Annotated in this window: 22 protein-coding genes and 1 pseudogene; 14 read left to right on the plus strand and 9 right to left on the minus strand. The window is 59.8% G+C overall.

What is annotated here, in order from left to right; all coding sequences use genetic code 11:
* Positions 1 to 110 precede the first annotated feature (110 nt).
* The 3 genes from B5F89_RS01545 to B5F89_RS01555 all read left to right on the plus strand — a co-directional run bounded on the left by B5F89_RS01545 (position 111) and on the right by B5F89_RS01555 (position 3,635).
* Positions 111 to 1,478 (plus strand): M18 family aminopeptidase, encoded by a 1,368-nt coding sequence (locus tag B5F89_RS01545; protein ID WP_239286622.1) that lies wholly within the window; start codon positions 111 to 113, stop codon positions 1,476 to 1,478.
* Positions 1,479 to 1,644: 166 nt separating this feature from the next.
* Entirely contained in the window at positions 1,645 to 2,868 is a 1,224-nt protein-coding gene (locus tag B5F89_RS01550) for an ROK family protein (protein WP_158098390.1), read from the plus strand.
* A gap of 77 nt (positions 2,869 to 2,945) precedes the next feature.
* Positions 2,946 to 3,635: a TIGR00266 family protein gene (locus B5F89_RS01555; RefSeq protein ID WP_255375147.1), complete on the plus strand. Its 690-nt coding sequence runs from the start codon at positions 2,946 to 2,948 to the stop codon at positions 3,633 to 3,635.
* Positions 3,636 to 3,780: 145 nt separating this feature from the next.
* Here the strand turns inward: B5F89_RS01555 and B5F89_RS01560 are convergent, their stop codons facing one another.
* The 4 genes and pseudogenes from B5F89_RS01560 to B5F89_RS10165 all read right to left on the minus strand — a co-directional run bounded on the left by B5F89_RS01560 (position 3,781) and on the right by B5F89_RS10165 (position 7,451).
* Positions 3,781 to 5,478: an ABC transporter ATP-binding protein gene (locus B5F89_RS01560; protein ID WP_204230542.1), complete on the minus strand. Its 1,698-nt coding sequence runs from the start codon at positions 5,476 to 5,478 to the stop codon at positions 3,781 to 3,783.
* 27 nt (positions 5,479 to 5,505) lie between these two features.
* Entirely contained in the window at positions 5,506 to 5,670 is a 165-nt protein-coding gene (locus tag B5F89_RS10075; protein WP_204230543.1) for a hypothetical protein, read from the minus strand.
* A 6-nt stretch (positions 5,671 to 5,676) separates the two neighbouring features.
* A pseudogene (locus B5F89_RS10160) lies at positions 5,677 to 6,447 on the minus strand (ABC transporter ATP-binding protein).
* Positions 6,444 to 7,451, minus strand: coding sequence for an ABC transporter permease (locus B5F89_RS10165; RefSeq protein WP_239286624.1), 1,008 nt, complete (start codon positions 7,449 to 7,451; stop codon positions 6,444 to 6,446). The pseudogene B5F89_RS10160 and the gene B5F89_RS10165 overlap by 4 nt, the downstream one beginning before the upstream one ends.
* On the opposite strand from B5F89_RS10165, the gene B5F89_RS01570 reads away from it, so the two are divergent.
* Positions 7,450 to 8,451 carry a LysR family transcriptional regulator gene (locus B5F89_RS01570; RefSeq protein ID WP_087430032.1) on the plus strand — a complete coding sequence of 334 codons (1,002 nt, stop codon included), beginning with the start codon at positions 7,450 to 7,452 and terminating at the stop codon, positions 8,449 to 8,451. The genes B5F89_RS10165 and B5F89_RS01570 overlap by 2 nt on opposite strands.
* A gap of 32 nt (positions 8,452 to 8,483) precedes the next feature.
* Here the strand turns inward: B5F89_RS01570 and B5F89_RS01575 are convergent, their stop codons facing one another.
* Together B5F89_RS01575 and B5F89_RS01580 are read right to left on the minus strand one after the other, a co-directional pair.
* Positions 8,484 to 9,143: an MBL fold metallo-hydrolase gene (locus tag B5F89_RS01575; RefSeq protein ID WP_239286625.1), complete on the minus strand. Its 660-nt coding sequence runs from the start codon at positions 9,141 to 9,143 to the stop codon at positions 8,484 to 8,486.
* A gap of 48 nt (positions 9,144 to 9,191) precedes the next feature.
* A complete protein-coding gene (locus tag B5F89_RS01580; protein ID WP_087430033.1) occupies positions 9,192 to 10,106 on the minus strand; it encodes a hypothetical protein in 915 nt (304 codons plus the stop codon).
* Between the two features lie 176 nt (positions 10,107 to 10,282).
* Here B5F89_RS01580 and B5F89_RS01585 point away from each other — a divergent pair, with 176 nt between their 5' ends.
* From B5F89_RS01585 to B5F89_RS01615, 7 genes are all read left to right on the plus strand, one after another.
* Complete coding sequence (locus B5F89_RS01585; protein ID WP_087430034.1) at positions 10,283 to 10,900, plus strand: DUF4203 domain-containing protein; 618 nt, start codon at positions 10,283 to 10,285, stop codon at positions 10,898 to 10,900.
* Positions 10,901 to 11,006: 106 nt separating this feature from the next.
* Complete coding sequence (locus B5F89_RS01590) at positions 11,007 to 11,618, plus strand: helix-turn-helix domain-containing protein (RefSeq protein ID WP_087430035.1); 612 nt, start codon at positions 11,007 to 11,009, stop codon at positions 11,616 to 11,618.
* Positions 11,619 to 11,823: 205 nt separating this feature from the next.
* Positions 11,824 to 12,885 (plus strand): helix-turn-helix transcriptional regulator, encoded by a 1,062-nt coding sequence (locus B5F89_RS01595; RefSeq protein WP_087430036.1) that lies wholly within the window; start codon positions 11,824 to 11,826, stop codon positions 12,883 to 12,885.
* 86 nt (positions 12,886 to 12,971) lie between these two features.
* Complete coding sequence (locus B5F89_RS01600) at positions 12,972 to 13,541, plus strand: winged helix-turn-helix domain-containing protein (RefSeq protein ID WP_087430037.1); 570 nt, start codon at positions 12,972 to 12,974, stop codon at positions 13,539 to 13,541.
* Between the two features lie 517 nt (positions 13,542 to 14,058).
* The gene (locus B5F89_RS01605; protein ID WP_143758318.1) at positions 14,059 to 14,616 is read left to right on the plus strand and encodes a hypothetical protein; all 558 of its coding nucleotides are present in this window, start codon (positions 14,059 to 14,061) and stop codon (positions 14,614 to 14,616) included.
* Between the two features lie 99 nt (positions 14,617 to 14,715).
* Positions 14,716 to 15,297: a type IV toxin-antitoxin system AbiEi family antitoxin domain-containing protein gene (locus tag B5F89_RS01610; RefSeq protein WP_087430039.1), complete on the plus strand. Its 582-nt coding sequence runs from the start codon at positions 14,716 to 14,718 to the stop codon at positions 15,295 to 15,297.
* The gene (locus B5F89_RS01615; RefSeq protein ID WP_087430040.1) at positions 15,294 to 16,148 is read left to right on the plus strand and encodes a nucleotidyl transferase AbiEii/AbiGii toxin family protein; all 855 of its coding nucleotides are present in this window, start codon (positions 15,294 to 15,296) and stop codon (positions 16,146 to 16,148) included. Before B5F89_RS01610 ends, B5F89_RS01615 begins: the two co-directional genes overlap by 4 nt.
* Positions 16,149 to 16,210: 62 nt before the next feature.
* Here B5F89_RS01615 and B5F89_RS01620 read toward each other — a convergent pair whose 3' ends face one another.
* The 3 genes from B5F89_RS01620 to B5F89_RS01630 are packed head-to-tail and all read right to left on the minus strand — an operon-like array spanning position 16,211 to position 18,286.
* Entirely contained in the window at positions 16,211 to 16,936 is a 726-nt protein-coding gene (locus B5F89_RS01620; RefSeq protein WP_087430041.1) for an ABC-2 transporter permease, read from the minus strand.
* Entirely contained in the window at positions 16,937 to 17,857 is a 921-nt protein-coding gene (locus B5F89_RS01625; RefSeq protein ID WP_087430042.1) for an ABC transporter ATP-binding protein, read from the minus strand. It lies immediately after the preceding gene.
* Positions 17,858 to 17,917: 60 nt separating this feature from the next.
* A complete protein-coding gene (locus B5F89_RS01630) occupies positions 17,918 to 18,286 on the minus strand; it encodes a GntR family transcriptional regulator (RefSeq protein WP_087430043.1) in 369 nt (122 codons plus the stop codon).
* A 299-nt stretch (positions 18,287 to 18,585) separates the two neighbouring features.
* On the opposite strand from B5F89_RS01630, the gene B5F89_RS01635 reads away from it, so the two are divergent.
* From B5F89_RS01635 to B5F89_RS01645, 3 genes are read left to right on the plus strand one after another with little or no spacing between them, the layout of a single operon-like run.
* Positions 18,586 to 18,846, plus strand: coding sequence for a transcriptional regulator (locus B5F89_RS01635; protein WP_204230544.1), 261 nt, complete (start codon positions 18,586 to 18,588; stop codon positions 18,844 to 18,846).
* Between the two features lies 1 nt (position 18,847).
* Positions 18,848 to 20,080, plus strand: a complete 1,233-nt coding sequence (locus B5F89_RS01640; protein ID WP_087430045.1) for a type II toxin-antitoxin system HipA family toxin — start codon at positions 18,848 to 18,850, stop codon at positions 20,078 to 20,080.
* Between the two features lie 15 nt (positions 20,081 to 20,095).
* The gene (locus B5F89_RS01645; protein WP_087430127.1) at positions 20,096 to 20,596 is read left to right on the plus strand and encodes a DUF188 domain-containing protein; all 501 of its coding nucleotides are present in this window, start codon (positions 20,096 to 20,098) and stop codon (positions 20,594 to 20,596) included.
* Positions 20,597 to 20,622 lie beyond the last annotated feature (26 nt).

The following is a 20,622-nucleotide window of genomic DNA, read 5'->3' on the forward strand; positions in this document are numbered from 1 at the left end:
TTCGTTAATGCCGTTTGCGGCATTTTGAGGGCGCGAGTTGCCTTGAGTGTGAAGTGCTATGCTGACACGGCTGAAGACAATAATTCTGCGCCATCATGAGGGGTGGTTCCATGAGCGTATTGAACGACATGGCTTTGAATCCGAGCGAGAAAGAGGTCGCCGAGGCGGAGGGGCTTCTCGCCTTTATCGAGGAGAGCTCCACAGCCTTCCACGCGGCGGCTGCTGTTTGCGCACGCCTCGATGCTTCGGGCTTTACCTATCTTCCCGAAGGCGACGCTTGGCACATGATTCCGGGCGGGAGCTATTACACCTGCCGCAATGGCTCGAGCGTCATCGCATGGTGTATCGCCGAGAACGCTCTTGAGGATACGCGCGGCCTTCATTTTCAGATTGCCGCTGCGCACAGTGATTCGCCCACCTTCCGCCTTAAGTCGTCCGCGGTGGTGGAGGGCGCGGGAGGTGCTCTCTGCCTTGACGTGGAGCCGTACGGCGGCATGATCGACTACACCTGGTTCGACCGTCCGCTCGGTATCGCCGGGCGCTTGCTCGTGCGGTCGGGTTCTCGGGTGGAGAGCAAGCTAGTCAAGATGGAAGGGCCCGTCGCCCTTATTCCGAGTCTCGCTGTTCATCTCAACCGTGGGGTCAACGACGGCTTTGCGCCTGACCGTGCTCGCGATGTGCGCCCCGTTGTCACGGCGGGCGCTCTTGACGCACATGGGTTGATGGGTGCGCTCGCCGCATCCGCCGGCGTTTCGGCGCAAGATATCGTCGCGTCTGACCTCTACCTCGTGAACGTCGATGCACCGCGCATCTGGGGTGCTGCCCGAGAGTTTGTCTCCGCACCTCGCCTCGACGACCTCATGTGTGCCTACACCGCGCTCGAAGGCTTCCTCGGCGCATCTGCGCCCTCGTCCATTAACGTCTACGCGCTTTTCGATAACGAGGAGGTCGGCTCCAACACCAAGCAGGGTGCGATGTCGACGTTGCTCAAGGACACGTTGCAGCGCATTGTGACCGCACTCGACGGCGATGACGAGGCCTATCGCCGCGCCCTTTCTCGTTCGATGCTTGTGAGCTGCGACAATGCCCATGCCGTTCATCCCAATCGACCCGACAAGTATGACGAGCTCAATCGTTGTCGCGTGAACGGCGGCATCGTCATTAAAGAGGCGGCGAATCAGCACTACTGCACCGATGCCTTCAGCCGTGCCATTTTCACCGAGGTGTGTGAGCGCGCCGGCGTCCCGTACCAGACCTTCGCCAACAGAAGCGATATGGCCGGCGGCTCCACCCTCGGCAACCTCTCCAATATCCAAGCGAGCATGCACGGGGTCGATGTGGGCTGCGCACAGTGGGCGATGCATGCTACCTATGAGACCGCGGGCGTGCGAGACGTGTCGCTTGCGCGCCGCGCGCTCGAGGCGTTCTTTGCCGCCGACGTGCGTATCGACGGCGCGCTCGCCTTTGAGATCGCCTGAATCTGAGGCCCCAACGCTCATACTTGGAGTTGGGTCCAGCATTTGGTAGGAGTATGATGGGAACTCGTTGGGGATATGCGGGAGCCGGTGCTTCTGCAAATCAGTTGGGGGATTATCGATGCCTCAGACGAGTATGCATGCCGCAGGCCGCCTAAACAGCCGGTCCGTGCGCGATCATAACCTGTCTCTTGTCCTGCACGAGCTACATCGTCGCTTCAGCGGCTCTCGCTCGCTCATCTGTTCGGCGACGGGCCTCACACCTGGGGCCGTCACGCTGCTCGTGAACGAGCTCATGAAAGCGGGCTTTATCGAGACGGGCGGTATGTTGGAGGCCGAGGGTGGCCGCCGTAAGAAGCAGCTCGTCTTGTCGGGGCGGACCTACCCAGTCGCCGTGCTTTTGCTCCGGCACGAGTCGGTGCGGCTCGTTTGCGAGTCCTTCTCTGGTGAGCGCCTCGTTGACGAGGTGTATGAACGCGACTTCAGGGGGCGCCCGGTGGAGGACTTCGTATCCTTCGCTGCGGGCCTTATTCTCGAACTCGAGCAGCGCCTCTCGACCGACCATGGGCTCACGCTTGAGGTTGTCGGCGTCGTTTCTCCTATATCGGTTCTCGCTCATCAGACAGGGACGCTCCCTAACGCCGACTTTGGCTGGCCGATGCTGGATATCGGTGCATCTATCCGCTCCGAAATCGCACGCAAGGGAGGCCATGCCACAGCCGTCATGATGAACGATGCCAACTGCGCCGGTTGGGCGGAGTATCGCGCGCTGGTGCAGGAGGGTGCAGAAGACCCGCACGGTGTCATCTTCATTGACACCGATGATCCGATGGGCGGCTCGTTCATATTCGACGGTAAGGTGTACAACGGCGCCCTCGGCACGGCAATGGGTATCGGCCATATTCAGATCAATGCCGAGGGCGAGCGCTGCCTGTGCGGAAAGCGTGGGTGCCTCACGCTGTACGCAAGCCGGGAGGCCGTGATCGGCCGTAGCGGCCTTACGGAAGTTGCCAACGCATCCGGGTCAGATTTCGCCCTTGCCGAGCTTGAGCGCCGAGCCGAGATGGGGGAGGAGCCCGCGCGCGAGACGCTCGAACGCGCGGTCCGCTATGTGCGTATCGCTATCGAGAACGCGCTCACCCTGCTTGTTGCCGATTGCGTCATCATCGGCGGCTACATGGCCGCGCACCTGGACGACATCCTTGCGGTGGATAACGGCTTTACCTCTCTTGGCGTTCCGGGTGTGACGAGCTTGCATGCGGCGAGGCTTGGCGATGAGGCGGCTGTTATAGGCGGGCTCTCGCGCATGCGCGGTGCCGTTATCGACCATGTGGGCGAGATCATACGCGGAGAGACCCTCGACCCGTCTACGCTGCTTCAGGACACCGTTTAGGTTCGATGGGGATTACAGGGTATAGTAAAAAGATACGGTGACGCGCCACACGTTGATTGGAGGATGCAGTGAGGTTTGTGCTTACGGGGGACTCCGATTGCCCTATCGCTCGTATCGCGCTTGCGCAAGGGGAGTCTGTGCGCACGGAAAGCGGCAGCATGGTGTACTCGCGCGGGGTCGAGATCGAGGGCGGTCTCAATTCGAGGAAGAAAGGCCTCGGCGGTGTGCTCGGCGCCATTGGTCGTTCCATCACGAGCGGAGAGTCCCTGTTCATCACCACGGCGACCGGCGTCGCGCAAAACGCCGAGATCGCCATCGCGCCGGCGGTGCCAGGCAAGATTGTAGAGCTCGCTATCGACAGTGACCATCGCTATCGGCTGAACACCGGCGCGTTTCTCGCCTGCGACGAGAGCGTCGATTACACAATGGTGAGCCAGGGCATCTCCAAGGCGCTTTTTGGCAACACCGGCGGCCTCTTCGTCATGGAGGTGGCGGGAACGGGTTCGCTTCTCGTTTCTGCCTTTGGCGATATCCTCGCGCTCGATGTCGAGCCGGGCGAGCCGCTTACGGTTGATAACGAGCATGTGGTTGCCTGGGACTCCGCGCTCGAGTATCACATTGAGGTCGCTAGCGGCCTATTTGGCTTCACGACAGGGGAGGGGCTTGTCAACACGTTCCATGGTGCGGGGCGCGTGTACGTTCAGACGCGCAACCTCGCCAACCTCGCCCAGACCCTGCATCCCTATCTGCCCGCGACCTCTAACTAACGCAGAACACGTTTGCGCGTAGCGCGGCACGGTGGATTCTGCATCCGGCGTCTAGATGTCGATATGATGCGGCGCCTCGCGTACGTTGCGTACATGAGGCGCCGTTTCACGTCAACTTGAGGCTATTCGTGTATCTGAGCGGCTTCTACTCGCCGACCTTGTCTCCGGTGTAGAGCTGCCAGTAGCGGCCGCGCTGCTCCATGAGCTCGTCATGGTTGCCGCGCTCGATGATGCGTCCCTGCTCCATAACCATGATGCAGTCAGCATTTTTGACGGTGGAGAGACGGTGCGCGATGACAAGCGTCGTGCGTCCCGCCATGAGGGCGTCCATACCGCGCGCCACAATCTCCTCGGTGCGCGTATCGATGGAACTCGTCGCCTCGTCCAAGATGAGAGCCGGCGGGTCGGCCACCGCGGCACGTGCGATCGCAAGTAGCTGACACTGACCTTGGGAAAGCTCCGCACCGTCGCCGGAGATGGGGGTCTGGTAGCCCTGCGGCAGGCGGCGGATGAAGCCGTCTGCGTGCACAAGGCGCGCGGCCTCCATGCACTCTTCGTCCGTGGCGTCGAGGCGACCGTAGCGGATGTTGTCCATAACGGTGCCGGTGAAGAGATGCGTGTCCTGCAGCACGATGCCGAGCGAGCGGCGCAGGTCGCCCTTACGAATCTTGTTGATGTTGATGCCGTCGTAGCGGATCTTGCCGTCCTCAATATCGTAGAAACGGTTGATGAGGTTAGTGATTGTTGTCTTGCCGGCACCGGTGGAGCCGACGAAGGCGATCTTCTGGCCTGGCTTGGCAAAAAGCGTGATGTCGTGGAGCACCGTCTTCTCCGGCGTATAGCCAAAGTCAACGTGGTCCCTCACGAGCTCACCGGCCTGCTTGACGTACTCGACCTCGCCGCTTTTGCGGTGCGGCCACTTCCAGGCCCACGTGCCCGTGCGCTCCTCAACCGGCTCGATGGTGCCGTCCGGCATCTCGCGCGCGTTCACGAGCGTGACGTAACCCTCGTCGGCCTCAGGCTCCTCGTCCAGAAGCTCGAATACGCGCCTGGCGCCGGCAGCCGCCATCGTGACAAAGCTCATCTGCTGGGAGACCTGCGTGACGGGCTGGGAGAAGTTGCGGTTGAGCGTTATGAAGCTCGCGAGCGCGCCGAGTGTGAGGCCCCAGCCGCCAGAGAACGCCATCCAGCCGCCCACGACACTTATGATGACGCACGAGATATTGCCGAGGTTGGCGTTGAGCGGCATGATGAGGTTCGAGATGAGGTTCGCGCGCTTTGAGCTCTCGCGCAGGCGGTCGTTCACGCGACGGAAGTCGGCGCTGGCGTCCGCCTCGTGGTTGAAGACCTTTACGACCTTCTGTCCGTCCATCATCTCCTCGATGTAGCCGTCCACCGCACCGAGGTCGGTCTGCTGCTGCGCGAAGAAGGAGCCGGCAAAACCGGAGACGCGGCCCATCACCACGAGCATGATCACAACCATAACGACCGAGATGGCCGTGAGCGGCACCGAGAGCGCCACCATGTTGGTGAAGGTCACGACGAGCGTGATGGTGGAGTTCACAAGCTGGGGAAGGGTCTGGCCGTAGAACTGACGGAGCGTGTCGATGTCGTTGGTGTAGACGGACATGATGTCGCCGTGCTGGTGCGTGTCGAAGAAGCGCAGCGGCAACTCCATGTGGTCGAAGACCTCCTCGCGGAGATTGCGCATGGTGCCTTGGCTGATGGTCACCATGAGGCGGTTGAAGCCCCAGGAGGCGAGCACGCCAATGACGAGGATGACGCCGAGCTTCATGATTTCGGCTGCAAGGCCGGAGAAATCCGTGGAGCCGCTTACGAGCATAGGCTCGATGTAGTCGTCAATGAGGGTCTAGGTGAAGAGCATCGAGCGGTTGATGGCAAAGGTCGAGAAGGCGATGCACACCACCACGAAGCAGAAGAGCGCCCCATAGTTCTTGAGCATGTAGCGCAAAGCGCGCATGAGCGCATCAAAGGAAAACGTCATTTTGGGTGCGCGGGATTCGTTCTGAGTCATGTTGTTTTAAGCCTCCTTTCCTGCGGCAACGTCTTCATCTTGGGCGGCGTGGACGTCAAAGTCGCCCGTGCCTTCCGCCTGAGACTCAAAGACGCTGCGGTAGATTTCGTTCGTCGCAACGAGCTCGTCATGCGTACCCACGGCGTTCACGCGGCCGCCGCTCATGACAACGATGCGGTCGGCGTCCTCAACGCTCGAGATGCGCTGGGCGATGATGATCTTGGTGGTGTCGGGGATGTAGGTCGTGAAGGCGGCGCGGATGCGCGCGTCGGTGGCGGTGTCCACGGCAGAGGTAGAGTCGTCGAGAATCAGCACCTTCGGGCGCTTGAGCAGGGCGCGCGCGATGCAGAGGCGCTGCTTCTGCCCACCCGAGAAATTGACGCCGCCGCGTTCCACACGGGCGTTGAGGCCGTCCGACAGGCGCTCGACAAACTCGTCAGCTCCGGCGGCTCGGCAGGCGTCCATGAGCTCCTCGTCAGTGGCGTTCTCGTTGCCCCACCGGAGGTTCTCGGCAATCGTGCCGGAGAAGAGCACATTTTTCTGCAGAACGACCGAGACCGCATCGCGAAGCTCGGTGAGGTCGTAGGAGCGCATGTCGACGCCGCCGACCTTGACCTATCCCTCGGTCGCATCGTACAGGCGGCTGAGCAGCGAAACCAAGCTCGACTTGCCCGAACCCGTGCCGCCGATGATGCCGATGGTCTCGCCGGAGGCGATGAGCAGGTCGATGTCCTCGAGCACGTTCTCGCCGTCGCCGGTGGCATAGGCAAAGCTCACATGGTCGAAGTCGATCTGCCCGTTGGCGACGGGGAGACGGGCTCTGCCGGGTCGTGGATATCCGGCACCTCGTCGAGTGCCTGCGCGATGCGGTGCGCGCTCGCCATGCTCATGGTGATCATGACGGCGATCATGGAGAGCATCATGAGGCTCATGAGCATCTGCGACGCGTAAGAGAAGTCGCTCGTCAGCTGCCCTGTGGTCATGGTGCCGCCAACCACGAAATGCGCATCCAGCCACGATACGGCGATGATGCAGCTGTTGATGGCGATCATCATCACAGGGTTGTTGAGCGCGACGATGCCCTCGGCGCGCACAAAGAGGCGATAGAGCTTGTTGGCCGCCTTGTGGAAGCGCTCCTTCTCGTACGCCTCGCGCACAAAGGCCTTCACGACGCGGATAGCACCGACGTTTTCCTGCACGCTCGCATTGAGGTCATCGTAGGTGTCGAAGACCTTGTTGAAGGTGCGCGTGGCGTTAGAGACGATGAGGGTGAAGGCGATGGCGAGGAAGATCGCCGCGACGATGATGACCGGGGAGAGTTCGGTCGAGATGGAGAGGAACATCACGAGGCTCGATACGAGCATGACCGGCGTGCGCACGGCGATGCGCAGAAGCATGAGCGCGGCGTTCTGGATGTTGGTGACGTCTGTGGTCATGCGCGTCACGAGGCCGGCGGTCGAGAACTTGTCGATGTTGCCAAACGAATAGGTCTGTACCTTGTCGAAGATGGCCTCGCGCAGGCTGCAGGCGTAGCCGGTCGCCGCCGTGGCAGAGAAGTACCCCGCAAGAAGACCGAAACCGAGGCTCAAAAACGCCATGACGAGCATGACCCCGCCATAGAAGAAGATAGCGTCCATATCGCCCGCCTCGATACCGCGGTCGATGAGATGCGCGGTGATGAAGGGGATGAATACCTCCATGACCACCTCGCCGACTGTGCCTATGACAGACAGCACGGCGTCGCGCTTGTAGAGCGCAAACGGCGCAAAGAGTTTTCGCATGCTTCCTTCGTTTACATTCGCTCGAAATTCATACGTTGGTAGTATGGCCCTGAACAACGATAATCAAAACGTCTATATTGCTATTATTGATAGAACCTGTTTATCAGAGATAAAAAGTGCTGCTGTGAACACGTTTCAGCTCTCGTGCTTTGTCGAGGTTGCCGCTACGCTCAACTTCTCTCAGGCGGCAAAGAACCTTGGCGTTTCGCAACCGGCGGTGAGCCATCAGATTAAGGCGCTGGAGGACGAGCTTGGAGCGACTCTTGTCTCCCGGTCGACGCGAACCGTGTCGCTAACCGATGAGGGATTGCAATTACTGAGTTACGCAAATGACATTCTTTACCTTGCGGTACGCGGGTCGCGTCTGGTCTCCCGCAGCCACGCGTCGGCTACGCGCACATTGAGCATCGGTGTTCACGGCGGTATCGAGGCGATCGCCCTAGCGCCCGTGCTGCGTGGCCTTATCGAGGCGGAGCCCGATGTGACGCCCGATGTGCGCGTGGCCCCACACTCGGCATTGCTTAACATGCTCGAGAGCGGCACGCTCGATGTGGTGCTCGAGTACCGCGACCCGGCGGGAGCACCGGCCTCTGCCACCGTCTTCAAGCGAATCGCGGAGTCGCCGGCAGCTCTTATCTGCACGCATGATCATCCGTTTGCCCAGCGTGATAAGATTGACGCTGACGAGATCAAGCGCGCGGGACGTATTGCAATCTGCAGCCCTCATGCGTCACTTGCCGCAATCGATACGCTCCAGCGCAAGGTACTCGGGCACGTGAAGTCCGGAGGACGTCATCATGTGCTCCGGCGTGGAGCCTACCGTTGCCCTTACAGCAGCAGGCGTTGCCGTTGCCGTACTCCCCAACATACCGGACATGACCGGCCAGGGTATCTACGCGATTCCGGTGGAGGGCATTCCCGGTGTGGTCTTTGGCGTGCGCGTGCGGCGCGGACGATTATCGCCCGTGCTCAATGCCTTTATACGTGTGCTTTCTGCTGAGGCGGCGCGAAGTGCCAGAGCGGCGCGCGGCGTCAGCGCTCCATCTTTGTGACGACTTTGATGGAGGGGTCCACCTTTGAGGCAAACACCTCAGCATCCTCAAAGCTGCCGACGATGTTGCCATAGTGCGTGGGTATGGCGGCCTGCGGACGAATGGCGTTCACAAAGGAGGCAGCCTGATGCGGGTCCATGGTATACGTACCGCCGATGGGGATGATGGCGACGTCGCAGCTCACCTGATCAATGTCGTCGTTCTCGTCCGTGTCGCCCGCAACGTAGTAGCGAACGCCGCCGATGGTGACAACGTAGCCGAGCCAGTTGCGCTCCTGCGGGTGCTTCTCCAAGCGCGCAGGATCGGTATTGTAGGAGGGGACGGCGAGGACGGTGGCACCGTCAAGCTCGAGCTCATCGCCCGGGGCAAGGAGGTGCGTCTTTGCCGCGCCGAGGGCGGCGACCTCCCCAGCGATTGTGGCAGGGGCGATGACCTCGGTCTTCTCGTTCATGACGCGCTCGGCGTCTTTGGGGGAGAGGTGATCGTAGTGGGGGTGCGTAATGAAGAGGTAGCGTGCGTCGTGCGCGGCGTCGGCATCTGTAAGGTCGAAGGGATCGAAATAGAGGGCGCCTCCGTTGGGGAGTGCGATGCGGACGGCGCTGTGCGTGATGACACGGATGTTATCGAGATTCATGCTCATGCAACTTCTTCCTTTTGAGTCCTTGGCAGATGCTTTGTGTATACCCGGTCACCAGTCACTCGTGAGGTCAACGGACAGGTGCGCGCCGGTCGCGTCGCTCCAGTCCTCCTCGTCAGAGGTCCAGAAGGCACCGCTAATATAGGCACCGTCTGAGCTGCCGAGCTCATCGGGGTTCATGATGATCTCCTCATACACAGAACCCGAGAGGAATGCTTGGCGAAGGGGCGCGGGAATCTCTGCATAGGTAGCGAGGCCGGGGACCTCGAGGGGGATGACGAGGCTCTGCACCACCTCATGCATGCGGTCGAGGTCGCTCTGTGCTTGCTCGAGATTCTCCTCCAAGGTAAGGTCGCGCTGTATATCGAGGTGGTAGTCGACCTCAAACACAACGCCCTCGTTGTCGACGCTCATGCAGGCTTCTGAGTTGTTGTCCCAATCGTCGGCGTACAGTTGGCAGTATACGGTGTAACCCTGAGCATCGTGGACATCGGCAGCGTCAGCTCCTATTACATAAAAACCTGCCTGCTCAAACGCATTGCTGATAATCCCGATCGTCTCCTGCGCTTTTTCCTGCTCGCCATGCATGCTTGCAGACCTGCTTGCATACCGCACGCCGTAGGTCGCAATAAGGACGATGCTCAGGCAAAGTACGAACAGAATGCGGTCTCGTTTGGCGCGCTTTCTTGATGCGGCGTCCCGAAGATGAGAGAGCGCATCGCTGCCGTGTCGGAATATCCAGATGAAGCGACAAACGAGCACCGTGACAACGAGAATGAGAAGAATCCAGACGATCCAGCCCGGGGTAAACGGAGCGCCCGAATGGAACACGAGGTCGTCGAGCATGTTCAGGAAAAGGAACTCGGCGCTGAGTATCAGGATGACCGCAAATCCAAAGAGGAATTCTCCCAACGCGTTCAGCATGTCCTGCCGGCGCATCTGGTCGCGCGCGTTATCTGTAGCCATTGACGCACCTCTCCCCGTGGCGAGTGTCACGACCATTGTACGGTACTGTCGCGTTTTTAAACGATGCTAGTGGTTGCGTCCGTTCCACTTGCGTTTCAAACCGCCTGTGGAGCTGTTCTGGTGTATTAGGAGCCTATATAATCGTTGCGTTCTGTCACGTAGGAAGGGAAACCGCTGTGGAACTCGTTTTGCTCTATATCGCGGCGAACGTCGCAATCGGTGCGGCTGCGTGCTTCTTTGGTAAGCGACTGTTCTACGTCGTGCTCGGCATCCTTGTGTTTGTGGGTGTCTTCAACGTTGCCCTTACCGCAGGTGACGGCTCCCCGGTCGCGTTCGGTATCGCGGCGGCCCTGGGCGTCGGCGCGGCGCTTCTCTCGCGTTTTGCCTACAAGGCCGGCGTGTTTCTGATTGGCGCCTTCGCGGGTGCGGCGCTTGGCTTTCTCATCTCCATGCTGCTGCCGGGGGAGGCGTCGTCCTATCTCATCGTCATCATGCTTGTCGCAGCTGTGCTCGTGGGGTGTGCGGCGCTGCGCTGGTGCGACCTTTTCATTCGGCTCGGTACCGCCTACGCGGGAGCAACCCTTTTGGCCACCAATGGGCTTGCCCTGCTGACCAAGTGGGTCGCGCTCGCTGATATTGCGATGCCCGGATACCCTGCAGAGACGTTTGAGGAGCTGTCCGCCTACATTTCCGGCCCCTTCTCTGAGGCAAACGCTCAGACGCTCCTTATTGCCATAATCGTTCTTACCATTGCCGGCTTCATCGTCCAGAAGAAAACGGCAAAGGACGCTTAGGGCGGACGCGTACCTACGGTCCGTAGGTAGCGTGCGGCGGGGGAGTCCCGCATACTCTGACGGCAGGGCGGCAACGATGCGTCGCAGATCAACCGGTAGAGGGCCTATGGGAACCTATATCACGGCAGATACCATCAAAGTTCTGCGAGAGAAGCGCGCGCTTACGCAGCGGGCTCTTGCCGAGGCAGTCGGCGTGACGGATAAGGCGGTATCGAAGTGGGAGTCGGGGCGCGGCCTTCCCGATATCTCACTTGTAGAGCCACTTGCTGCTGCGCTTGGTGTCTCGGTGGCTGAGCTTCTCACCGGCGAGGTGCGCCGGAACGCCAATCGGGCGGGCAATCCCTTGCGCGCTAAGTTCTACGTCTGTCCCATCTGCGGCAACGTGGTGTACGCCTTTGGAGAGGGAGCGTTCTCGTGCTGTGGTGTTAATCTGGTTCCGCTTGAGGCGGAAGAGCCCGATGGGGAGCACTGCATCAAAGTCGAGCGTGTAGAGGACGAGTGGTACGTTACGCTCGACCATCCTATGACGAAGGACCACTTCCTCACGTTCTTCGCCTATGTCGCCCCAGACGGCGTCACGATCAAGAAGCTCTATCCCGAGCAGGAGGCAGGCGCGCGCTTTCGTATAGGGATGTCGGGCGTCATCTATGCTTGCTGCAACCGTCACGGCCTCTTTCGCGTGCCCACGCCAAAGCACGTTCTGCACGCTCGTCCCTAGTCGCTGTCATACGATAACAAGCCATCTGCCTGCGCCTCGCAACTGTGGGGCGCTTTTTGGTTGCCTGAATCTTGCTCATTTGCGTACCGGCGGTTGGTAGAATGGCAGTGCGCGCCACCCTAGACTTTTTGGTGCCGGCAAGATTGATACGAACATCCGGAGGCGCTGCGGCGCTGCGCCCCGGGCTCGACAGAGAGGCACCATTATGAGTTTCCGCAACAACCTTCAACATCTGCGCGCCGAGCGCAATATGACTCAAGAGCAACTGGCCATGCTTCTTGGCGTATCTCGCCAAAGCGTCACGAAGTGGGAGGCTGAGCGGACGACGCCGGAGCTCGACAAGCTTCTTAAGATGTGTCAGATTTTCGGCTGTACGCTCGATGACCTTGTGTCGGGAGATCTCACTGCCCGCGCCGCTGCCTCGGACACCACCGATGAACAGGCGTTTCCCCATGCAGTGCCGCAAGTGCCCGCAGGTCCTCCGCAGGATATCTGCGGGTATGAGGAACACCAGCTCAAACTGGCGTGGAAGGTCCCCACAGGTGTCGCGATAATCCTTTTGGGCATCGCTTTGGGACTGCTCTTCGAGGGCTCGGTCGAGCTCGCCTCATGGAGCGGTCGCGATGGACTTTTCGTGATTATCGTGCTTCTGGGCGTCCTCGCCGGGCTTGCCTTCCTTGTTCCGGCAGGGATGGATCATGCGGCGTTCCAGAAAGCCCATCCCTTTGTGGAGGACTTCTACACCGACGAGGATCGCGCAGCCGCCCGCAAGGCGTTTTCGACTTCGCTTATCGCGGGGGTCGCCTTCATTATCGCGGGCATCGGTGCGCTGCTTATGCTCGAGAAGTCAGCTGAGAACTGGGCGCTCTTCTTCCTCATGTTCTTTATCGCTTTGGGCGTGTGGTGGATTATCCGCGGTGGCATGCTGCTCGGTCGCACAAACGTTGCTGAGTACAATAAAAGCGTGGGCGAGGACCTTGAGGTAGAGGAAATCATGAGCCTCAAGGTCGATGAGGAGCGGCGCGCAGCCCTGCTTACGCAGAAGCGCCGCGGTAGCAAGCTCGGGGCGGTCTGCGGTGCCATCATGATTCTGTCTACCATCGTGGGATTGGGACTCTTGTTCGCCCCTGTGCTCACGTCGGCAAATCCGGATGAGTTTGAGCCGTTGGGCACGTCCGCCGCTTGGTTTTGGGTTGCTTGGCCCATTGGCGGCATGCTTTGTGGCATCGTGACGCTTCTCTGGGAGGCTTTCGGACAGAACGAGTAAGTCTCCTTCTTCGATAACGCGGTGCAAGCTTCCTCTGACGTTACAAAGTGTGCAACGTACTATGGCATGTAACAAGAGGAGGATGTATGGCAACACGCGAGATTGATATCACGACCCGTAAACATCTGGATATCTACGTGAACCCTCAGCGGCAGCGCCTTCTGCACGAGATGCAGCTGATCGTGCGTCCTGCGACGTGCGAAGAGCTCGCAGACGCCATGGGCATCTCCGCCTCATCCGTCACGCACCATATGAAAAAGTTGGAAGAGCTAGGGTTGGTTGAGCTCGACCATACCGAGGTTGTGCGCGGCATCAATGCGCGGTATTGGCGGGCTGTTCCCGCTCAGGTGAACCTGCGTATGGACGACGGTGACGATCTTAGGGAAGTGAAAGAGCTCGTTGTCGACTATCTGAACCAGCGCGTGTTCGAGGGGCTTCGAGCTTACGTCTCGTCCGGCGCTGCGGCCCGCGATAAGGAGCTCGGGCGGGCGCGCGGTGAGCTGCGGGCGGGCGTCATCTACCTTACCGAAGACGATGCCCGGGCATTCCGGCAGATGGTTGACGAGTTCATCGATGCGCACGATGCCCCCACGGAAGGTGCCGTCCCCTGGGAGGTTAGCATCGGTTGCTATCCGCACCGGAGTGAATCGGCTTAGGTATCGCTAGAGAACAGCTGAATAGATCTGTTGCAAGCCTGCTGTGGGGAGGGTGGTATCGCTATGTCAAATGGTCATCTGAAGGAGCGTGCTGATAATGTGCCCTTATCGATTCTTCCGATGAGTCACGTGCTCGTGTTTTTGACGATGTATGTTGCAGGCGGCCTCTCGGTTCCGGTGCTGTCGCTTATGCTGATCGCGCGCGGGGCGACGGTCGAATTGCTACCCATCTCGATCGGTATTACGCTTGCCGTCACCTGTGCGTTTGAGGTCCCAAGTGGCGTTATATCGGATGTCTTGGGCGGGCGCGAGACTTGCCGCCCTAGATGGCCTGAATGGGCGCCTTGCGTTGCTGGAGACGGCGGGTACCGCTACAGGCGGATTGCTCGGCGGCATGATTGCGGCGCTCGACGGCACTTACGTGCTGCTTATTGTGTCTGTTGTTTTCCTCTCCCTAACATCTCTTGCGGGGGCCGTGATTGTCTTTCCAAGAGATGTGCGATGGGTTGGGGCGGGAATGCGAGAGGGTTTGCGCGCGGAGCTTGCCGCTATCGCTGCAATGGCGAAGCGCCCCGGCGATGTCAGGCTCGTGGTCGCGCTCTCGGTGTCGGCCGGTGTCGCCATGGTGACGCTCGAGACATATTGGCAGCTCGATCTCTTGGCGCTGATGGGTGACTCATGGGAATGGGTGCTGGGGATCGTGAGCTGCCTTGGTATGGTGATGGCTTCGGTGGGCAGCGCCTGCGCTATGCGCTGCGGTGGTCTTGCCGAGGAATTCTTTAGGGGGCAGGGGAGGCGTGGCCTGTACATCGTCCTGCACGCATCGATTCTCGTCGTGCTTGGTGCGCTCGCACTTGCGACATCTGCGGCGATGTTTGTGGGACTTTATACGCTCATGTACCTTTTGCTCGGTGCCCGCAGCGTTATCGAGCAGACGCTGCTACACAACGCGGTTTCATCGCAGGAACGATCGGGTATGGCGTCGGTGCAGTCGGTCGCCATTCGAGGCGGCGGCGTGCTCTCGTCCGCTGTAGGAAGCCCCCTTGTGCTGTTAGTCGGGTTAAGCGGAGTTTAGATGGCACTCGCCGTCATTTCCGTGGCTCCTATAATTACAATGATGCTGAATCTGCGATATAATTCAGCATAGGTGTTCACCGCTGGGAGGGGTGTTGCCATGGGTCTCGTTGATATCGCTGTAAAAAACAATGGTTATATCTCCGTAGCTCAGGCAACGGCCGCCCATATTCCCCGTAGGTCTCTAACAGAGGCGGTCGAATCAGGGGAGCTCGTCAGGGTTGATCGCGGACTGTATGCTTTGCCCGATACCTGGGAGGACCCTCTTTTTATCGCGCAGCACCGATTTAGCAGAGGAACCTTCTCCGATGAAACGGCACTGTACCTACTTGGAATGACAGATCGTGTGCCGCTCTCGCTCACCATGACGTTTCCCCGTTCCTATAACACCAGGCCTGTCAAAGAAGCGGGAATCATCTGCCGAACATGCGCTGACGATGTGCTCGGTCTTGGAATATGTGAGTTGTTGACCCCGTATGGCAACACGGTCAGAGCTTATGACCTAGAAAGAACGCTCTGCGATATCGTTCGAGGCCAGAAGGTGGTCGACGTCCAAGTTGTTGTGCCCGCAATGAAGCAATATGCGGCTCTAAGAAACCGTGATCCCATGAAGTTGTTGGAATATGCACGCAAACTCGGCGTCGAATCGAAGATCAGGAGCTATTTGGAGGTGCTTCTGTGAAAACGAAGAACGCGATGCAGCTGAAAGCGCTGATTAACAACAGGGCGCGGGCAGCGGGAATCAACCCCCAGGCCCTTATGCAGAACTACCTTATAGAGCGCTTTCTCGAGCGTCTTGCGCAATCAAGGTGGCGCGACGACGTGGTGGTCAAAGGAGGGGTGCTCATCGCATCGCTCGTTGGCGTTGAATCGCGCACCACCATGGATCTTGACACGACAATCAGGGGCTTCACCCTTAGTCATGAAACTGCCCAACAAGTGTTTCAAGAGGTGGCGTCCATTCCATGTGATGACGATTGGACGTTTCTGTTCGATCGTACTGTGGATATTCGGGAAACGGATGATTATCCCGGTATCCGCGTTCATCTCAAAGCCGTTTTTCCGCCGATGTCGGTGCCGTTTACCATTGATGTGACCACGGGTGACAAGATTACTCCGGCGCCCATCGAGTACGACTATCCCAAGTTGTTTGATGATGGCAGCATCAGGCTGCTCGCCTATCCTTTAGAAACGGTGTTGGCTGAGAAGCTGGAAACGGTGATTTCCCGTGGCGTCACCAATACACGGCCTCGTGACTTCTACGATATCCATGTGCTATGGAGACTTCACGGTGGGGAATGCAACATGCACACTCTGCGCGCGGCACTGGATGCGACATGCGAGAAAAGGGGTAGTGTGGGGCGCGTGCTTCGCTGGGAGCGCGTGTTTGATGAAGTTGAGAACGATAGCCCGATGCAGTCTCTATGGCAAAAGTATATTCAAAGAAATGCCTACGCCGCACAGACCAGTCTTCAACAATGTTGCGCCACCGCTCGTGAGGTCATGCTGGCGATGCAGGTGTCGCCAGCATGACCATTTGACGCACAGCTCGTCATCATTCTCCGGTCATCCACGCGGCGTCGTTGAGCGAATGCCTACAGCTCGCGCTTCACGTAGAGCTTGAGCGAGATGGCGGCGGAGATGCAAAGCGCCACTGCCGAGAGCGCGACCAAGATCGCGCAGCCAGCAGCCATGCCCGCAGGCGTATCCAGCGCCTCAAGTGCACTCGAGAGCAGCTCCATGCCAGGGATACCGCCGTCGAGCATGCCGCTGTTACCGAGGATGACCACGGGAATCACGAACATGAGCACGATGATGGTGGGCAGGATCTGCGTGGCGCGCGTCTGCCCGAGGCGGAAGTAGATCGGCGTCACCACGCTTGCCACCACAGAACCAATAAGCAGGGTGAAGCAGGACACCACGGCCATAACGGCGAGCATGTCGGGCTCGAAGGCAAAGGCATCACCAATCTCGCCGTCAATCCCCATCGCGCCGATGGCTGCTATCGAGACAAGCGCGCCTACAAACCCTACGATCATGCCGATAAGGCCGAGGGTCACGATAGCGGCATAGCGGCCAAGCACGATATCTCGGCGGGAGAGCGGCAGCGTGAGCCGGAAGAGCTCCCAGTGGTTGAGCTGGTCGTACGCGGCAAGCCCCATCGCGCTCATCATAAAGAACATGCAGGTGAGGGTCGCGGGCATGGCAAGGGGAGTTTGCATACCCACGCCAATGCAAAGGCTCACGAGCGCACCCAACGCTACCAGCTGTTTGGCGTAATCGCGAAAGATGGTCATCTCAATCAAGTAGGCGCTCTTCATCTATCGCACACCACCTTTCAGGGTGAGGGTCATGTAGTCGTCGATCGTCATGCGGTCGACCGCGATGTCGGGGAAGTTCTCGGCAAACGCGAAGCGGTCGGGAACGAGCACGTCGAAACCGTAGTCATGGCGCAGGTAGCGCAGCTCGGCCTCGGGGATGATGCCCGCATCGGCAATTCGCTCCAGATCTGCCACGCGGCAGCGGGCGATCCCCATCTCGTCGGTGATGACATCCTTCGGCAGGTCGAAGACGATGCGTCCGTTGTCGATGCAGATGATGCGGTCGGCGATGCGCTCGAGGTCCGAGGTGATGTGGCTCGACATGAGGATGGCGTGTCCCGGCTCGGCCACGAAGTCGCGCAGCTGGTCTAAGATCTCGTCGCGCGCCATGGGGTCGAGGCCGGCCGTGGCCTCGTCCAGGATGAGGAGACGTGCGTTATGGCTGAGCGCGCAGGCGAGGGAGAGCTTCATACCCATGCCACGCGAGAGGCTCTTTACGGTCTTCTTGGCGTCGAGGCCAAGGTCCGCCGTCATGCGTGCGAAGCGGTGTGCATCCCAATTTGAATAAGCGCGGGCGTAGATGCGTCCAATGTCGGCGACCTTCAGATGCTCGGGGAACGAGATGGCGTCAAAGACAACGCCGATTTCCTCCTTAACTCGTGCACCTTCGCTACGTGAGAGCCTGCTACTTTCACAGCCCAGTACATGCGAGTTGCCGCCGTCGGTGGGAAAGAGCCCCAGAAGCGCTCGTATGGTTGTGGACTTGCCGGCGCCGTTCTGGCCGATGAAGCCCACGACCTCGCCCTCGGCGACGGTGAGGTCAACGCCTTGAAGCGAGAAGCCGTCGTAGTGCTTGGTGAGCCCGTGTGCCTCTATGAGAAGGCTGCTGGTGGTTTTGATATCCGATGCCATGGCGTGCATGGTCGACGTCCTTTCGTCTGCGGGGCGCCTTTGGCGTTGCCCCTCAGCTTGCCTTGCTTGTTACTCCAGCTCGAGCGTGAACATCTCGGAGAGCTCGTCGTTCGTGAGACCCATGGCGCGACCGCTCTCGATGGCGCGGAGCATGTGCGCCTCCACCTGGCGGAGTTGCTCTTCACGAATGAGCTCGGCATTGCCGCCGGCGACGAAGCTGCCCTTGCCCTGCACCGTTTCGATAAGGCCGGCTGCCTCCAGGTCCGCGTAGGCGCGCTTGGTGGTGATGGCGCTCACGCGCAAGCTGTTGGCGAGCGCGCGAATCGAGGGGAGCTGCTCGCCTTCGGCGAGCGTGCCGGTCACGATGGCGGTTTTGATCTGCTCGACGATCTGCTCGTAGATGGGTTTGCCGCTCGAGGTCGAGATGATGATGTCCAAGTCGATATCCTTCCTGTTCGCCCCGTTGGGCGTCCCCGCAGGGGAGTGCCGCCGCGGAGCGTCCCCGTTGGCGGCGCGGGAAGCGCCGGACGTCTGCGACCCTTCCCGCCGGGCATAGTGTATATACCCGATAGCTACAGTATATACTCACCTATACACAGTGCAATAAGGTTTTTCAACTCATGCGTCCGAATCGGATGTAACAGAAAGGATAGTTTTTGTTAAATTAGGAAACCATAAAAAGCTTTACCGTTAGGAGCGTTATGGCGGGAAGAACGCCTATACCAGTAGCCCGAGCGATGCGAATCATCGCGTCAAATCTCGACCTTGCACGTCGTCAGCAGCGCATTCCGCTTGATCTTCTTGCCGAGCGCGCCAACCTCTCGGTCCCTACCGTCCGCCGTCTCATGAACGAGGGCGCAGGCTCGCTTGAGAACTTTCTACGCGTCGCCCGGATTCTCGGCATGCTGCAAAACGTCGAGGAGGCAACGGATCCATTGCGCACACCTATCGGTCGCGCCCGGGCGGAGGAAGACACGCCGTTGCGGGTGAGGAGTTGACATGGAGGTCAATGTCACGGTAACCCTTGGCGACAAGGATGTGCTGGCGGGCCGGTTGTATCAGAATGTCCGCCATGGAGACGAGACGGCGACGTTCTCATATGCGCCGCCGTACCTTGATGACCCACGGGCGTTTTCCTTTGCGCCCGATATGCCGCTAGGGCCGGGCTCGTTCCATTCGTCTGGCTTGCGGAACTTTCGCGCCTTTGAAGATTGCATGCCCGATCGCTGGGGAAGAAATCTGATGCTTCGTGCAGAGCGACAGCGCGCGCGGGAGGATAAGCGTACGCCGAGGACGCTTTTCGAGATTGATATGCTTGTCGGGGTCGATGATGCCGCGCGGCAGGGGGCGCTCAGGTTCTGGGATGCCGATGGGCGCGCGCTGTCTCCGGTAGTGTCGGGCGTGCCAAGGGAGACGAGCATTCCCTCACTGCTCGCTTCGGCCGATCTTGCGGCTTCTGACATGGATGCAGACGTGCGGGATTTGCTCGCTGCGGGTTCCAGTCTCGGGGGTGCGCGGCCGAAGGCCTCGGTGCGCGACGAGGCGGGCTATCTCTGCATCGCGAAGTTCCCCAAAGCGGATGAGGATGCGATCGATGATGTCTGCGCATGGGAGCACGTTGCGCTGAGACTCATGGGGGAGTGCGGCATCGCGGTTCCCGCGTCAAGACTCGTGCGCGTGGGCGGCCGTGCGGTTCTGATCATGCGGCGTTTTGACCGCTGCGGATCAAGGAGGCTTCCCTACATCAGTGGACTTACCGCGGTCCAGGGTGAGGACGGCGGGCGCTATTCGTATCTGGAACTGGTCGAGTTCATAGAGACCGAAGGGGCTGACCCATCCGCCGATCTCCGAGAGCTCTGGAGTCGCGCACTCTTCTCCTGTGCGATTGGCAACACGGACAATCATCTGCGGAATTATGGCTTTCTGCGGGATGGGCGCGGCTGGAGACTCTCTCCTGCCTTCGACGTCAATCCCACGCCGGGCGCTGAATCAAAGTTCCTTGCCACGGGGCTTTCGTTTGACAATCGTGAAGCGGAACCAGAACAGGCATTTTCCGTTGCTGAGTTCTTCCGATTGAGCGAAGGAGATGCGCAGAAAATCGCTTTGAATATGACGCGGGTGCTTACACGTTGGCGGGGACTTGCACGGGCGGATGGCATTTCGGAGGCATCGCAGGAGCATATGACCGATTGCTTCGAGGCTGGCATTCGCAAATTACGTGCGCTGTGCTGATGTCGCGTGATGGGATTGATGAAAATGCTCTATATAGATGCCGATGCATGCCCGGTCACGCGTGAGGCGCTCGCCTGTGCACGCCGTGCCCGGGTGCCGGTGGTCATCGTCGGCAACACCACGCAGAATCTCGCGCGGCACATCCGCCCGGATGATCCGCGCGACGTCGCGCACGCCCGCGGACGCGATGCCGCGCATGGCGGCTTCTGGGTGGAGGTGCTCGACGTGTCCGTGGGCGCCGACAGCGCGGACTTCGCCATCGTGGAACGCCTGCAGCCCGGCGACGTGGTGGTCACGCAGGACATCGGTCTCGCGAGTATGGTCTTGGGCCGCGATGCGGCGGCGATCGGTGTGCGCGGGCGCGTTTATTCGAAGGCCACGATCGACATGGACCTCTTCATTCGCCACGAGGAGAAGAAGGTGCGCCGGGCGGGCGGTCGCACGCGCGGTCCTGCCGCTTTTACGAACGAGGACCGCGAGCGCTTTCGTCGCAACCTTGCGGAGCTTTTGCAGTAATCATGCTGTTCAATGAGCGTGTCCGG

The sequence above is a fragment of the Collinsella sp. An307 genome (assembly GCF_002161805.1).
Lineage (GTDB): Bacteria > Actinomycetota > Coriobacteriia > Coriobacteriales > Coriobacteriaceae > Coprousia.